15 protein-coding genes are annotated in these 14,995 nt (G+C 72.9%); 10 read left to right on the top strand and 5 right to left on the bottom strand.

The annotated features are described in order from the left end of the window. The first annotated feature begins 127 nt into the window (after window positions 1-127). A complete protein-coding gene (locus LZ495_RS44630; protein WP_235050263.1) occupies window positions 128-1,333 on the top strand; it encodes a cytochrome P450 in 1,206 nt (401 codons plus the stop codon). Window positions 1,334-1,346: 13 nt separating this feature from the next. On the opposite strand, the gene LZ495_RS03110 is transcribed toward LZ495_RS44630, so the two are convergent. The 4 genes from LZ495_RS03110 to LZ495_RS03095 form a co-directional block, all read right to left on the bottom strand. Beyond that, window positions 1,347-1,892 carry an ATP-binding protein gene (locus LZ495_RS03110; RefSeq protein WP_235050262.1) on the bottom strand — a complete coding sequence of 182 codons (546 nt, stop codon included), beginning with the start codon at window positions 1,890-1,892 and terminating at the stop codon, window positions 1,347-1,349. A 343-nt stretch (window positions 1,893-2,235) separates the two neighbouring features. After that, a complete protein-coding gene (locus LZ495_RS03105) occupies window positions 2,236-3,717 on the bottom strand; it encodes a hypothetical protein (protein WP_235050261.1) in 1,482 nt (493 codons plus the stop codon). Window positions 3,718-3,780: 63 nt separating this feature from the next. Further along, window positions 3,781-4,203 carry an alternative ribosome rescue aminoacyl-tRNA hydrolase ArfB gene (arfB, locus tag LZ495_RS03100; RefSeq protein ID WP_235050260.1) on the bottom strand — a complete coding sequence of 141 codons (423 nt, stop codon included), beginning with the start codon at window positions 4,201-4,203 and terminating at the stop codon, window positions 3,781-3,783. A gap of 57 nt (window positions 4,204-4,260) precedes the next feature. Beyond that, window positions 4,261-4,701 (bottom strand): hypothetical protein, encoded by a 441-nt coding sequence (locus LZ495_RS03095; RefSeq protein ID WP_235050259.1) that lies wholly within the window; start codon window positions 4,699-4,701, stop codon window positions 4,261-4,263. Window positions 4,702-5,045: 344 nt separating this feature from the next. On the opposite strand from LZ495_RS03095, the gene LZ495_RS03090 reads away from it, so the two are divergent. The 7 genes from LZ495_RS03090 to LZ495_RS03060 all read left to right on the top strand — a co-directional run bounded on the left by LZ495_RS03090 (window position 5,046) and on the right by LZ495_RS03060 (window position 12,325). Next, window positions 5,046-7,154, top strand: a complete 2,109-nt coding sequence (locus LZ495_RS03090; protein WP_235050258.1) for a S9 family peptidase — start codon at window positions 5,046-5,048, stop codon at window positions 7,152-7,154. Window positions 7,155-7,381: 227 nt separating this feature from the next. Next, complete coding sequence (locus LZ495_RS03085; RefSeq protein WP_235050257.1) at window positions 7,382-7,684, top strand: urease subunit gamma; 303 nt, start codon at window positions 7,382-7,384, stop codon at window positions 7,682-7,684. A 74-nt stretch (window positions 7,685-7,758) separates the two neighbouring features. Next, window positions 7,759-8,136 carry an urease subunit beta gene (locus LZ495_RS03080; protein ID WP_235050477.1) on the top strand — a complete coding sequence of 126 codons (378 nt, stop codon included), beginning with the start codon at window positions 7,759-7,761 and terminating at the stop codon, window positions 8,134-8,136. Continuing rightward, window positions 8,133-9,854: an urease subunit alpha gene (locus LZ495_RS03075; protein WP_235050256.1), complete on the top strand. Its 1,722-nt coding sequence runs from the start codon at window positions 8,133-8,135 to the stop codon at window positions 9,852-9,854. Before LZ495_RS03080 ends, LZ495_RS03075 begins: the two co-directional genes overlap by 4 nt. 114 nt (window positions 9,855-9,968) lie before the next feature. Continuing rightward, complete coding sequence (locus LZ495_RS03070) at window positions 9,969-10,658, top strand: urease accessory protein UreF (protein ID WP_235050255.1); 690 nt, start codon at window positions 9,969-9,971, stop codon at window positions 10,656-10,658. Then, entirely contained in the window at window positions 10,648-11,472 is an 825-nt protein-coding gene (gene ureG / locus LZ495_RS03065; protein WP_372498512.1) for an urease accessory protein UreG, read from the top strand. Before LZ495_RS03070 ends, ureG begins: the two co-directional genes overlap by 11 nt. 7 nt (window positions 11,473-11,479) lie before the next feature. After that, entirely contained in the window at window positions 11,480-12,325 is an 846-nt protein-coding gene (locus LZ495_RS03060; protein WP_235050254.1) for an urease accessory protein UreD, read from the top strand. Between the two features lie 69 nt (window positions 12,326-12,394). On the opposite strand, the gene LZ495_RS03055 is transcribed toward LZ495_RS03060, so the two are convergent. Next, window positions 12,395-12,799 carry a hypothetical protein gene (locus LZ495_RS03055; protein ID WP_235050253.1) on the bottom strand — a complete coding sequence of 135 codons (405 nt, stop codon included), beginning with the start codon at window positions 12,797-12,799 and terminating at the stop codon, window positions 12,395-12,397. 194 nt (window positions 12,800-12,993) lie between these two features. Between LZ495_RS03055 and LZ495_RS03050 the strand changes: the two genes are divergently transcribed. Both LZ495_RS03050 and LZ495_RS03045 read left to right on the top strand, forming a co-directional pair. Beyond that, the gene (locus tag LZ495_RS03050) at window positions 12,994-14,163 is read left to right on the top strand and encodes a serine hydrolase domain-containing protein (protein WP_235050252.1); all 1,170 of its coding nucleotides are present in this window, start codon (window positions 12,994-12,996) and stop codon (window positions 14,161-14,163) included. 48 nt (window positions 14,164-14,211) lie between these two features. Then, window positions 14,212-14,991: a hypothetical protein gene (locus LZ495_RS03045; protein ID WP_235050251.1), complete on the top strand. Its 780-nt coding sequence runs from the start codon at window positions 14,212-14,214 to the stop codon at window positions 14,989-14,991. The last annotated feature ends 4 nt before the right edge of the window (window positions 14,992-14,995 follow it).

The following is a 14,995-nucleotide window of genomic DNA, read 5'->3' as shown; positions in this document are numbered from 1 at the left end:
CGCCGGGATCCGGGTCTTCTGGCGGCCGCCGATTGGCACTACCTTGCTCCCCAGCGTTTTCCGGCCCGTCGTCCCACGGTCACCGGTGCGTTCTACGGCCGGTGCAGGGCCGAGGAAGAAGGTACGCGTGAGTGCGCAGTCCGGCCCGGCGAGCACGAGCCAGGCTCTCGACCCGGGCTTCGACCCCTTCGCCGACGCGGTGCTGGCCGACCCCTACCCGGCCTGGGCGCGGGTGCGCGAGGCCGGCGCGGCGGTCCACATCCCGCTGCACGACGTCTGGGCCATCGGCCGGTACGCCGACGTGCGCGAGGCGCTGCGCGATGCGGAGACGTTCTCCTCGGCGGGCGGCGTCGGGCTGCGCCGGCTCGCCGACCCGGTCGAGGCCGGGCTGCCCAGCGGCGTCGACCCGCCCGAGCTGGACCGCTACCGGCGCCTGATGGGCGCCCAGTTGGGGCCGCGGCACCTGCCGAAGCTGGGCGACATGATCCGGATCCGGGCCGAGGACCTGGTCGCCGACCTGCTGGCGCGCGGCACGTTCGATGCGGTGCAGGACTGGGGGCGCACGTTCCCGGTGGAGATCCTCGGCGACCTGGTGGGCCTGCCGGTGCAGGGCCGCGAGCGGCTGCCGCAGTGGGCTGCCGCGGTGTTCGACAACTTCGGACCGGAGAACGAGCGTTCGACGGCCGCGCAGCCGCTCCTCGACGACCTCATCCGGTACATCGGCGAGGTGGTGACCCGCGAGAACCTCGACCCGGACGGCATGGGCGCCAAGGTGTTCGAGGCGGCCGACCGCGGCGAGGTCAACGAAGTCGAGGCGATGTCGGTCATCATGACGTTCCTGGTGTCCGGCATGGGCACGACGTCCGATGCGCTGGCGCAGCTGCTCCTGCTGCTCGCCGAGCACCCCGACCAGTGGGCGGCGCTGCGCGCCAACCCCGCGCTGATCCCCGGCGCGTTCGAGGAAGTGCTGCGCTACGACGCCCCCGTCCAGGCGTTCTTCCGGCATGTCACGTGCGACACCGAGGTCGACGGGGTGAAGGTCCCGGCCGGGGCGCGGGCGATGCTGCTGTTCGGCGCGGCGAACCGGGACGGGCGCAAGTGGGCCGACCCGGACCGCTTCGACGTGGGCCGCAACCCGGTGGACCACCTGGCGTTCGGCTCGGGTGCGCACAGCTGCGCGGGCCAGGCGCTGGCCCGGCTGGAGGCGAAGGCGCTGCTCGTGGCGCTGGTGGGCAAGGTCGCCCGGATCGAGCCGGCGGGGGAGCCGCGGCGGCGGCTCGGGCACGTGTCCCGGGCGCTGGAGAGCGTCCCGGTCCGGGTGGTGCCGGCCTGACCCGGTCGCGGGTTCAGGACGGCTGGAACGCGGGCACCCGCACACGGATGGTCTTGCCGGTCTGCGAGGGCAGGACGTCGATGACGCCGTGCGCCTCGGCGACCGTGAGTTTGACGATCAGCAGTCCGCGGCCGTCCTCCGAGTCCTCGTCGGTGTCCATGAGCGCCCGCGGCCGGAACGGGTGGTCGTCGGTGACGTCGAGCCGGATGCGGCCCTGGGTGAGAGCGAGTGTCACGCGGACCCGCTCGGTCAGAACCGCAGCGTGCCGGACGGAATTGGACACGAGTTCGGTCGCCACGAGTAAGAGGGTGTCTTCGAGATCGGCGTGAATACGCCAACCCCGCAAGACATCGCGCAGGCGGTGCCGGACTTCGGGAACCGCGGCGACCACCGGCGGCAGCGTCCAGCGGACCAGGACCGGCCCCGGGGGCGGGCCGGGCGCCCCCGGGGCCGATTCGGAGCGCGGGTTCGGACAGCTCTCGCCGACCCGCCGGACGCGCGCATCGGCGCTTTCTCGGTGTGCGGCCCGGCGCGAACCGGGGCGGCCGGGCACGGTCATGGGCTGCCCGTAAGGGGGAAAGCGGGGGAAAACAGCGGGACTGTGTCGGCCGGACTTCGTGTCGGGGCCGAGGGGCGGCATGCGACCGCGAAGGGATGGTGCATCCCTGAATCCTCAAATGTGCGGAACGGCTTGGATGGCCAGTGTGGAGCGCCCCGTGGTGAAGCATCCATGGTTTTCCGCCTGTGATCCGGAATGACATCGGTCGTGATGCTTTGCCGGTCAGGTTTGCCCGTATCTGCATACTGATGGTCGACGCCGCGCGGTGTCCAGGTGCGGACTCAACGTGACGAATAAGGCGTACCGCAAGAATGCCCGCCTTACTCCCGTTCGCCACCCCGCGCTACTCCTCCGACTTCCGATCGTCCGAAGGACGGCCGCTCTCCGCGCGGGACTTGGGCTCGTCGGCCTCCCAGGTCGCGGTCTTCCGGCCGGCCGCCGGAGCCTGGCCCGCGGGGGCCGCCGGCGTCGCGGGGACCGCGGCCGCGGGGGCGAGCCGGTCGGCGTGGTCCTCGGCGGCCGCGGCGGCGGTCTCCAGGAGCGCCAGGACCAGCAGCACGAGCACCGCGACCAGGAACACCGAGGCGGGCGTGGGGTGGTTCCACAGGAACAGCCACAGGCCGCCGAGGCCGATCACGCCTGCGTAGAGGGGCGCGCGGTGCGAGGCGATCCACGCCCCCGCCTTGCCGGTGCGTACGCCCGCATCGGACGCCGCGCGCCCTGCGAAGCCGAGGCCCTTCGTGGCGCCGCCCCGGGCCATCACGGCGAGCTTGGCCGGGCCGTACAGGAACGCGGCCAGCGCTGCCAGTACGCCGATCAGGCCGAGCGTGCGGGCCGACTCGCGGATGAAGCGCACGAGCGCGTCGAAGATCGCCGCGGCGGCGTCCTTCTCGACGGTCGCGGGCAGCTTGTCGAGGTAGATGCGGCGTCCGATCACCAGGGCGAGGCCGAGGACGAGCATCGAGACCAGCAGGCCGATGCCGAAGCCCATGATGCCCCGCCGCCGGTTGGGTGCGATCCACACGCCGAGCGCGGCCAGCGCCAGGGTGATGATCGGCAGCCACCAGCCGACCGCGTGCAGCAGCTCGACCCCGTCGCGGACCTTCTCCAGCTGGTCGGACTGCACGAGCACGATGGACCGGTCGACCTCGGGGATCGAACCGGCAAGCGAGAAGCCGCGGTCCACGAGGCGCTGCTCGACCTGCGCGATGATCGGCCCGAGCTGCAGGGTGACGGTGCCGCCGTCGACGTCCAGGGCGCCGTCGCCCTGCCCGGTCAGGGCCTTGACGACGGCCGCGTGCGCATCGCGGTTGACGGTGGTCCACAGGTCGGCGAACACGTCGCTCTGCACGACGTTCTCCGCCTGGGTGTGCACGAAGCTCTGCACGCCGCTCTCCAGCGGGCCGGACAGCCGCCGCAGGGTGTCCGCGGCGTTGGCCGGGAGGCCGTTCTCGGCGAGCGTGTCGGCCAGCGCATCGGTGACCTGGTCCATGTCGATGCGGCTGGTGATGGCGTTGGTGATGCGGTTCGCGACGGCGTTCTGCACCGCCGGGTCTTCGGCGAGCGGTGCGACCGTGGCGACGTAGCGGTCGGTGTCCTCGATCTGGTCGCTCGCCCACACCGCGACCACCGACACCAGGGCCAAAATGGAAGCCAGCGTGATGGCCAGGATCGCGCCGACGGTACGCAGCCGGCGTTTGCCGCGCCCCGAGGTGCGCTTGCGCAGGCGCGCGAGCTCGGCGCGCTCCCCGTCGTCGAGGGGATGGTCGCCTGACGACGGCTCAGGGGGCGTGGGCGCTGCGGCGGATCCTGAGGTGCTGGCCATACTTGATTTTGGCCAGACAATCGGACAAATGCGACATTTAACACCCGGCTGGGTGGGCGGCGGCTACTCGCCGGGGGCGCGGCGCAGGCGCTTCAGCTCGCCGCGGCGGGTCTTGGCGGCCAGCCGCCGCTCCTTGGACCCGCGGCTCGGCCGGGTGGGGCGCCGCGGGGGCGGCGGCGGTGCGGTGGCCGCCACCAGAAGCTCGGCCAGGCGGCGCTGGGCGGCCTGCCGGTTCATCAGCTGAGAGCGCTGCTCCGAAGCGGCAACGGTGATCACCCCGTCGACCAGCCGGTCGGCGAGATTGGCCAGCGCACGCATCTTGAGCGGCTCGGGCAGGGCGTTGGTCCCGGCCAGGTCGAAAGACACCTCGGCACGGCTGTCGGTGGTGTTGACGGACTGCCCGCCGGGCCCGGAGGACCGCGAAAAACGCCACGACAGCTCGGCCGCGGGCACCACCGAGCCGCGGATATCCAGATCTGTCGGCATGCCCCCATTGTCGACGCTGCAGGGTGCCGCGGGCGAGGGGGTTTCCGCGGCGTGCGGTCAGCGGGGTCGTCGGCGGCGGAAGATACGCGGGTTGCGCACCCAGAAGATCTCGCGGCCGCCGGGCCGGGACAGGAGGACGTGGCGGCGGGGGTCTCCGGCGTACCAGAGCTTGGCGCCGAGCAGTTCTTCGTGGCGGGGCCCCATGCCGAGCACGTTCAGCCGGTATGTCGCGCCGGTGACCGGGTCGGTGATCGTCACCCCGGCATGGCGCCAAGAGCCGCCGGACTCGAAACGGCCGACGAGAGGGCGCCAGGGATGCCGGGACAGGGTCCGCCGGATGCGGACGCTGTTGACGCGGGCGCCCAGGGCGATCAGGAACGGCGTCGCGGAGACGGCCAGCATCTGGTTCCGCTGGTGCGCCGGCAGGTCCGGGCCCGCTTCGCCCAGCAGCCACAGACCCGTCGCCGCGACGGCGAACACCGCCAGGCCCCGCGTCATAAGGAACTCCCTGATGCGCACATACTCGCGGAACGCTTCGCGTGTGGCGGGCGTGGCGAGCGCAGGCTGCGTCGCTTCAGGTCCGGCTGCCGTCTCCATCGAGCCTCCCCTGTGGCGCAGGAGGCCAGTATGCGAGCCCGACGGGCGGAGGGCCATATCCCTTGAGGCAGTGGGTAGTTGGGCGGCCCAAGGGAGGTGCGCGCCTGCGGAGGGCGGTGCGGGGCCGCTGTCCGGGCAGGGGCGGGGCGGCCGTGGAAGGCATGTGCTGCATTCCCCGGGCGCAGGGCGGACACCGGGTGCCGTGCGGACGTCGTGGGTGCCGCTCTGCGGGGCAGAATCGGGGGATGACAGTTCAGAGGGAACTTCCGTACGGGTCCTGGCCGTCTCCGATCACTGCGGAGGCGCTGGTGGCGGGCGCCGCGTCGCCGGGGGAGGTGCGGGTCGACGGTGCCGACGTGTGGTGGTCGGAGTCCCGGCCCTCGGAGGGCGGCCGGGAGCAGTTGGTGCGCCGTGCGGCCGGCGGGGAGCGGGTCGACGTGCTCCCCGAGGGGGTGTCGGCGCGGACCCGGGTGCACGAGTACGGCGGCGGCGCGTGGGCGGTGCGCGGCGGGGTGCTCGTCTATGCGAACTGGGCCGACCAGCGGCTCTACCGGCTCGACCCCGGGAGCGCGGAGCCGGTGCCGGTGACGCCCGAGCCGTCCGTTCCTCATGGGTGGCGGTTCGCGGACGCCGAGATCGTGCCGGCCGGGGTGTGGGGCCCCGGCGCGTGGGCGGTCGCGGTGCGGGAGAGCCACGAGCCGACCGCGGTCGAGGCGCACGGCGAGGCGGTCAACGAGATCGTCGCGATCCCGCTGGACGGTTCCGCGGTCGCCGCCCCCGGCGCGGTCCGGGTGCTGGTGACCGGGCCGGACTTCGTGTCCTCGCCGCGCGTGGCCCCCGGCGGTGGGGCGCTGGCGTGGACGCAGTGGAACCACCCGGACATGCCGTGGGACGCCACCGAGTTGGTCGTCGCGCGCGTGGACGCCGGGGCGGACGGCCCGGAGCTGACCGGTGCCGAGGTGGTCGCGGGCGGTCCGGGCGAGTCGGTGGTGCAGCCGACCTGGGCCCCGGACGACTCGCTGTGGTTCGCTTCCGACCGCCGCGACGGCTGGTGGAACCTGCACAGGGTCGGCGCGGGCGGGCAGGTCGAGGTGGTCGCCCCGGTCGACGCCGAGATCGGCGGCCCGCAATGGCGCTTCGGGGCGTCCTGGTTCGCGTTCCTGGCGGACGGCCGGGTGGCCTGCGCGCTGGAGCGCGACGGGCTCTACGACCTGGCGATCGCGGACCCGGTACGCCCCGAGCAGCCGCCGCAGGCCGTGGTCACCGGGCTGACCTGGGTGGACCAGGTCGCCGCCGGACCGGCGGGCGGTGCGGACATCGTGCTGGTCGGGGCCGCGCCGGCCGAGGAGGCCGAGCCGCTGGGCGTCTCGCTGCAGCACGCGCACGTGGTCGCCGCGGGCGACGAAGGCGACCCGGACGACACCGAGTTCGACATCATGGGCACCGCGGAGGCCCCCGAGGTCGGCCACGCGCTGCTGGAACGCCTGCGCCCCGCCCGCGAGTCGGTGGTGGGCCGCGAGTGGTTCTCCATCCCCGAGCCGATCTCGTTCCCGTCCGCGGACGGCCGGGTCGCGTACGGCATCCTCTACCGGCCGCGCAACCCGGAGGCCGCCGCCCCCGCGGGCACGCTCCCGCCGCTGCTGGTCAGCATCCACGGCGGCCCGACCGCGATGACGCGCGCGATGCTCACGCTCAACATCCAGTACTGGACCACCCGCGGCTTCGCCGTGGTGGACGTCAACTACGGCGGCAGCACCGGATACGGCCGCCCGTACCGCGAACTGCTCAACGGCGCCTGGGGCGTGGTCGACGTCCAGGACTGCATCGCGGCGGCCCGGCACCTGGCCGGGACCGGCGTCGCCGACCCCGGCAAGCTGGCCATCCGCGGCGGCTCGGCCGGCGGGTTCACCACGCTCGCCGCGCTGGCCGCCGGCGACACCTTCGCGGCGGGCGCCAACCACTTCGGCGTCGCGGACCTGGCCGCGCTGGCCCGCGACACCCACAAGTTCGAATCGCGCTACCTGGACCGCCTGGTCGGCCCGTACCCGGAGGCCGCCGACCGCTACAAGGAGCTCTCCCCGATCAACCACACCGACGACCTGTCCTGCCCGCTCGCGGTGTTCCAGGGGCTGGAGGACGAGGTCGTGCCGCCCGCGCAGTCCCAGATGATCGTGGACGCGGTGCGCGCCAAGGGCCTGCCGTACGTCTACCTGACCTTCGAGGGCGAGCAGCACGGCTTCCGCAAGGCGGAGAACATCATCCGCTGCCGCGAGGCCGAACTCTGGTTCTTCGGAAAGGTGTTCGGCTTCGAGCCGGCGGACGCCATCGAGCCTCCGCCGGGCGAGGGCTTCTGACCCGTACGCGCTGCGCAGGCACGCCCGTGCTTCACCCGTTCGGCCGGGCGTGCCTGCGATGTGGTCCGTTCCACAACCGGAAAACTGCTGGTCAGCCCGGCCGGTGACGGCCAGTGAGAATTTGGATACATCCCGGCAACAATGACCGCATCGGCGGGAAACAGAAGCCGTGAATTCTCGAGGCAGCCAGGAGGGCACCGGCAGAACCAGGAACGGGGGAGAAGAGCGTGCTGCTGACCCCGCACGAGCAAGAGCGCCTGATGCTCTCGTACGCCGCCGATCTCGCGCAACGGCGCAGAGACCGCGGCTTGAGACTCAACTATCCCGAGGCGGTCGCCGTCCTGTCGTCGTTCCTGCTCGAAGGAGCCAGGGACGGCCGCAGCGTGGCGGACCTCCAGGAAGCCGGACGCCATGTGCTCGGCCGGGACGACGTCATGGACGGCGTCCCCGAGATGCTGGGGGAGGTGCAGATGGAGGCCACGTTCCCGGACGGGACCAAGCTCGTGACGGTCCATCACCCGATCCCGTGACCGCCGCCAAGAACGGTGCGAAGAACCGGGGTTCCGCGCCCGGTTCGCGGGCGCGGAGCGCGGGTCGCCCGGTCATCCCCGGCGAAGTCCTCCTCGGCACCGAGCCGGTGCCGCTCAACCCGGGCCGCCCGGTCACCACGCTGCGCGTCCTCAACACGGGCGACCGGCCCGTGCAGGTCGGGTCGCACCTGCACTTCCCGGCCGCCAACGACGCCCTCGACTTCGACCGCGCCGCGGCGTGGGGCAAGCGGCTTGACGTCCCGGCCGGCACCGCGGTGCGCTTCGAACCGGGCGTGGCCCGCGAGGTCGCGCTCGTGCCGCTGGCCGGCGCGCGCGTCGTCCCCGGCCTGAAGGCGGGCCGCGGCGGCACGCTCGACGACTTTGCCGGCCCGCACACCGCGGCGCCCGCAGGGGATCCGGCAGCGGCATCGGCACCGGAGGTGTCCTCGTGAGCTCCCTCGACCGGCACCGCTACGCCCTGCTGTACGGCCCCACCACCGGCGACCGCATCCGGCTCGCCGACACCGACCTCGTCGTCGAGGTCACCGAGGACCTGTGCCGCCCGCACGGCGCGGGCGGCGACGAAGTGATCTTCGGCGGCGGCAAGGTGATCCGCGAGTCCATGGGCCAGTCGGTCGCCACCCGCGCCGACGGCGCTCCTGACACCGTCATCACCGGCGCCGTCGTGCTGGACCACTGGGGCGTGGTGAAGGCCGACATCGGCATCCGCGACGGCCGCATCTGCGGCATCGGCAAGGCCGGCAACCCGGACACCATGGACGGCGTGCACCCGGACCTGGTGATCGGCCCGTCCACCGAGATCATCGCGGGCAACGGCCGCATCCTCACCGCCGGCGCGGTCGACTGCCACGTGCACCTGATCTGCCCGCAGCAGTTCGACGAGGCCCTCGGCGCGGGCGTCACGACCATGATCGCGGGCGGCACCGGGCCGGCCGAGGGCAGCAAGGCCACCACCGTCACTCCCGGTGCGTGGCACCTGGCCCGCATGCTCGAATCGCTCGACGAGATCCCGATCAACTTCGTGCTCCTGGGCAAGGGCAACACCGTCTCCGACGAGGCGATGTGGGAGCAACTGCGGGCCGGGGCCGCCGGTTTCAAGGTGCACGAGGACTGGGGATCGACGCCCGCCGCGATCGACGCCGCACTGCGCGTCGCCGATGCAGCCGGCGTGCAGGTCGCCCTGCACAGCGACACGCTCAACGAGACCGGCTTCGTGGAGGGCACCCTCGCCGCGATCGGCGACCGGACCATCCACGCGTACCACACCGAAGGCGCCGGCGGCGGGCACGCGCCCGACATCATCACCGTCGCCTCGATGCCCAACATCCTTCCGTCGTCCACCAATCCGACCCGGCCGCACACCGTCAACACGGTCGAGGAGCACCTCGACATGCTCATGGTGTGCCACCACCTCAACCCGTCGATCCCGGAGGACCTCGCGTTCGCCGAATCGCGGATCCGCCCCTCGACCATCGCCGCCGAGGACGTCCTGCACGACCTCGGTGCCATCTCGATGATCGGCTCGGACAGCCAGGCCATGGGCCGGGTCGGCGAGACGGTCCTGCGGACCTGGCAGACCGCGCACGTCAACAAGGTGCGGCGCGGTGCACTGCCCGGCGACGGGCACTCCGACAACCTGCGGGCCCGGCGGTACGTCGCGAAGTACACGATCTGCCCGGCCGTCGCGCACGGCCTCGACGACGAGATCGGCTCGGTCGCGGTCGGCAAGCTCGCCGACCTCGTGCTGTGGGACCCGGCCTTCTTCGGCGTCCGGCCGCACGTCGTGGTCAAGGGCGGCGCGATCGCGTACGCGGCGATGGGCGACGCCAACGCGTCCATCCCCACGCCGCAACCGGTGCTGCCGCGCCCGATGTTCGGCGCGGCAGCCCGTACTGCGGCGGCCACCAGCGTGCATTTCGTGGCCCCGGCGGCGCTGGATGCGGGGCTCGCGGACCGGCTCGACGTGCGGCGCCGCCTGGTCCCGGTCGCGGATGTCCGCGGCCGCGGCAAGGCCGCGATGCCGTTGAACGACGCCATGCCGCACATCGAGGTCGACCCCGGCACGTTCGAGGTCCGCATCGACGGCGAGAAGGTGGAAGCGCAACCGGCGGCAATCCTGCCGATGGCGCAGCGTTACTTCCTGTTCTGACGGCCCGTCAACAATGGGCCGGCGGCTCCCCGGAGCCCGTCAGGCAGAATCGCAAAGCAGCGGTGACCGGCCAGAATCCGGAATCGACGGCTAGAACGGTTAGAGGTGGTTGTCATGGGAGCAGGTCTTCTTTTGCTGGGCGACTCGCGGCTTCCGGCGGGCGGGCACGCCCATTCCGGCGGACTCGAGAACGCCGTGGCGCGCGGCGAGGTGCACGACCTCGACACGCTCACCGACTTCCTGCTCGGCAGGCTGTACGGCAGCGGCGCGGTCCAGGGCGCGTTCGCGGCCTGCGCCGCGCTGGTGGCCGGTCCGTACGCCCTGGACGCGCACGGTCCGTGGGCCGAACTCGACACCGAACTCGACGCCCGCACCCCCTCCGCCCCGTCCCGGGCCGCCTCGCGCGCCCAGGGCCGCTCGCTGCGCCGCATCGCCCGCGCCGCCTGGCCCGAGGAGCCGTGGACCGCGCTCGGCGTCTCGCCGCACCACGCCGTCGTGCTGGGCGCCGCGGCCACCCGGGCCCGCCTGGACGAGCGCGAAGCGGCCGTCCTCGCGGTCACCAACACCGTCAACGGCCCGGCCTCGGCCGCGGTCAAGCTCCTGTCCTTCGACCCCATCGCGGTCACCGTCGTCCTCGCCGAAATGGCCGGGCACTGCGACCAGGTCGCCGAAGAAGCCGCCGATGCGGCCCGCACCGTGCACGCCGACGGCGACTGGGACCGGCTGCCCGCCTGGTCCGCGCCCGGCCTGGACGTCTGCGCCGAACTGCACGCCCGCGAGGAGGTCGTTCACTTTGCATCTTGACCACGACAACAGCCCCGGAATCGGGAGCGGTTCGCACCACCGGCAGGGCTTTCCCCCGGTCGTCCCCGGCTCCCGTCCGCTGCGGATCGGGATCGGCGGACCGGTCGGCTCGGGCAAGACCGCCCTGGTGGCGGCGCTGTGCCGGGCGCTGACCGGGCGTGTGTCGCTGGCCGTGGTGACCAACGACATCTACACCACCGAGGACGCCGACTTCCTGCGCGCCGCGGGCGTGCTGGAACCCACCCGCATCGCCGCGGTGCAGACCGGCTGCTGCCCGCACACCGCGGTACGCGACGACATCAGCGGCAACCTCGACGCCGTCGAGGACCTCGAAGCCGCGCATGGGGACCTGGAGTTGGTCATCGTCGAATCCGGCGGCGACAACCTCACGATGACCTTCAGCCGCGGCCTCGCCGACGTCCAGCTGTTCGTCATCGACGTGTCCGGCGGCGACAAGGTGCCGCGCAAGGGCGGCCCGGGCGTCACCCGCTCCGACCTCCTGGTGGTCAACAAGACCGACCTGGCCCCGATGGTGGGCGCCGACCTGGGCGTCATGGACCGCGACGCGGCCCGCATGCGTCCGGGCACGCCCGTCGTGTTCCTGTCGCTGCGCGGCGAGACGGGCGCGGCGCCGGTCACCGAATGGGTCCTGGCCCAACTGGCCGCGTGGCAGGCGGGCACCGCGGTCCCGGTCGCCGCGGATGCGGCTGTCGCCCTGGGCGCCGTACCTGCTTACCCTGCCGCTGACTCCGCGGCTGGTCCTGCGGCTGCCCCTGCGGCTGCCTCCGCCGCTCTGCCGACCGCGGCCGGGTGATACGACCGTGCAGGCCAGTGCGGTCGTCCGGGCGGAGACGGCACCCCCGCGGCGCGGCTCGCGCCACCCGGGTCCGGAGACCCGGGTGGTGGAGATGCGCGGCCAGGTGCCGCTGCTGCCCCGCATCACCTCCGTCCCCGGAACCGCGGCGGAAGTCGTCTTCGTGGCCGGCGCGGCCGGTCCGCTCGGCGGCGACGAGCTGACCGTACGCATCGAGGTGGGCGCCGGGGCCCGCCTCACCGTACGCACCGCCGCCGCCGCGGTGGTCCTCCCCGGCACCGGCGAACCGGCCCGCCAGCACGTCGAGATCGTCGTCGAAGACGGCGGCGAACTCGCCTGGCTCCCGGAGCCGGTCGTGGTCTCCGCGGGCGCCCGCTACGAGTCGACCGTGAAGGTCACCCTGGGCCGCGCCACGCGCCTCCTGATGCGCGAGACGCTGGTGCTCGGCCGGGCCGCCGAACCGTGCGGCGACGCGGTCGCGCACTGGAACGTCGTCGCCGAAGGCCGCCCGCTGCTGCGCCAGCAGTCCGCGTACGGCCCCGCCGCCAAACCCGGCTGGCGCGGCCCCGCGGGCACCTCCGGCGGCACCGTCGTGGCCGCCGAACTCCGCTTCCCGGATATCCCGGGCAGCACCCCGCGCCTGCCGAGCGCGGTCGGCCGAGCAGTCTGCGAACTCGCCGGCGGCGGCCTGCTCACCACGGTCATGGCAGCCGACGCCCTGACCGCCGACCGCCTCCTGGCCGCCCCACCGGAGCCGCTCCCGACCGCCCCGGACCAGCCCCCGCTGCCCACCGCCACCGTTCCGTCCCTCGGCCCCCAATCCCCGTCCCGCCCGCGAATCGCCACCCCCTGACGGCGCCGCCGGCGGAACTGGAGATCGTCTGGATGAGGGCGTGACGCGGAGGGCTGCCCACGGCTCTGGTCAGGCTATTCCGCCGACGACGGCGCGGCCTTCGGTGGCGGCCGCTTCGTAGAAGCGGGCTATCTCCAGGAACCCGGTCCAGCCCTCGGCGGCCAATCCGGTGGTGACGGCGGCGACTTCCGCGGCGGTGAGGACGAATACGTAGTCGTGCCCGTGGTCGCCTTCGAGGGCGGTGCAGCCTTCGCCGGTCGCCTGGGCCAGCGCCGGGTACACGTCCATCCAGTCGACCGTGCCCTCTTCGGCCTCCGCGCGGCCCTCGGCGATGTCCCCGAGGGCGCGGAAGTCCTCGCCGTGCGCGTCGCTGCTGCTCTCGTCGTCCAGGAGTGCCGCGGCCGAGTCCGGGGTGCGGCGCACCTCTTCGGCGCGGGCGGGGTCGGTCTTCACCAGCGTCAGCCACATCGACATGGCGTGCGTCCTCTCGGTAGGCGCCTGCACCCGCCCGATTCCTCCGGGCCGTGCGGAGCGTACCGGCCGCCGCCGACACGCCCGGGCGGGCGACGGGTTCACCCGAAAGGCTCGGTGCGCCGCACCGGGCGGCGGCATCCGGGCACCGATGATCGCCGGGACCGCAGTGACCGCAGTCCCGGTTGGAGTCCCATATGAGAGCCGCTTCCGCCCTACGCCGCGCCCTGGCCGCCGCCGCACTCGCGGTGGCCGTCGTCCTGCCGACCGCGCTGCCCGCGCATGCCGCGCCCCCCGCGCATCCCGCCGCGCACGACCCCGTCGCCGCGCAGCTCGACGCGGCCATCCCGCAGACGATGCGGGACGCCGGCATCCCCGGCGCGATCGTCGGCCTGTGGCGTGCCGGCAAGCCCGACTACGTGCGTACGTTCGGTGTCTCCGACCTCGCCACCGGCGCACCGATGCTCCGCAACATGCACCTGCGGATCGGCAGCGAGACCAAGACCTTCACGGTCACCGCCCTCCTGCAGCTGGTCGACGACTGCCTGGTCGGGCTGGACGACCCGATCTCCAAGTACGTGTCCGGCGTCCGCAACGGCGACAACATCACCTTGCGCCAGCTGGCCGAGATGCGCAGCGGACTGTTCTCGTACACCGAAGACGCGGACTTCACGAAGGCCCTCCTTGGCCGGCCCTATCGCCAGTGGACGCCCGCGGAGCTGCTCCCGTACGGCATGAAGCACGACAACAAGTTCCCGCCCGGCACCGCGTTCGACTACTCCAACTCCAACATCGTGCTGCTCGGCATGGTGATCGAGCGGATGACCGGACGCGACCTGGCCTCCGTGATCCGCGACCGGGTCATCCGGCCGAGCGGACTGCGGCAGACGCGGTTCCCCTACGGTGCCGAGTTCCCGCAGCCGCACCCGCACGGCTACAGCAACCAGACCCTCGACGGCCAGACCGCGGACACCACGGACTGGAACTCCAGTTGGGCCTGGGCGGCCGGCGCGATGACCTCGAACTTGCGCGACCTGCGGACCTGGGCGAAGGTCGTCGCCACCGGCGCACTCCTCAGCCCCGCCACGCAGGCCGCCCGCCTGGACACCAAGCCGACCGGCTTCCCCGGAACGGCGTACGGCCTCGGCATCCTCACGACGAACGGCTGGATCGGCCACAACGGCTCGCTGCCCGGCTACGAGACCGTGACCGTCTATCTCCCGGAGCAGGACGCCACCCTCGTCGTCATGATCAACACCGACAGCCTCAGCGGCGGTCAGGAGCCGAGCACGTTGCTCGCGCGGGCCATCACCACGATCGCCACGCCGGGGAACATCTACGCCGGAAAGCCGCGCGCCGGAATCTGAGTACGCATGCTCATCCGGGCGCCGACCAGGGCCAGCCAAGCTGTTGCCATGCGAACGCCTGTGATTTCCAAGCTTGTTGTGGCCACCGCACTCGCCGGTCTGTTCCTGACCGGCTGCGGCACCAAGGACGGCTCCGCCGGCTCGGCCGGCTCCACCCCGCAGCCCCCGTCGTCGAGCGACGACGGGGGCGCGGGCAAGCCCGGCTTTCCCGGTCCCGAACCCGGCCCTGACGACCGGGTCGCCTACGACGAGTCGGCAATGCGGGTCTTCGAGGTGAACACGGACTTCATGGCGGCCTGCTTCCCCGGCGGCAAGGCCCGGCTCGAAGAGCTGATGCGGGCCGCGGAGGCGTCGGGCGAGGAAGCGGAGCTGCCCGACGAGTTCTGGGAGGGGGTGTACGGCCCCGGCGGACCTCCGATACCGGTGGGACCCGACGGCAAGCCGATCGCCTTCGATGCCCCCGCTCCTCCCACGCCCATCCCGACGCAGACCGGACCGGTCCCCGAAGTACCGCTCATCAAGATCGAATCCTGTGTCGCCGGGGAACACGCGAAGCGCATCACCCAGGGATTCGGCACCCGGCGGCCGGCGACCTACGAGGCCATGCGCGGCACGCTGACCGGGCTCGACTACCCGGCGGACCGGATCATCCGGATGCCGGACCACGCCGGTGGGCCCCGCGTCCGCGTGGACCTGCGCTTCATGACCGAGAACCTGGTCATCGAGGTCACCGCCGCGGGCAACGGCGTGGCGGTGGAGGGCTTTGGCGCCCCGGCCGAGGGCGATGTCCATCTCGACGTCGCCCAGGTCGTGCGCAAGCCGGCCTGACGCC

It is taken from the genome of Yinghuangia soli (assembly GCF_021502675.1).
In the GTDB taxonomy this organism is placed as follows: domain Bacteria; phylum Actinomycetota; class Actinomycetes; order Streptomycetales; family Streptomycetaceae; genus Yinghuangia; species Yinghuangia soli.
Note: the sequence above shows the minus strand (reverse complement) of the source record. Positions and strands in the feature narration are given on the sequence as shown.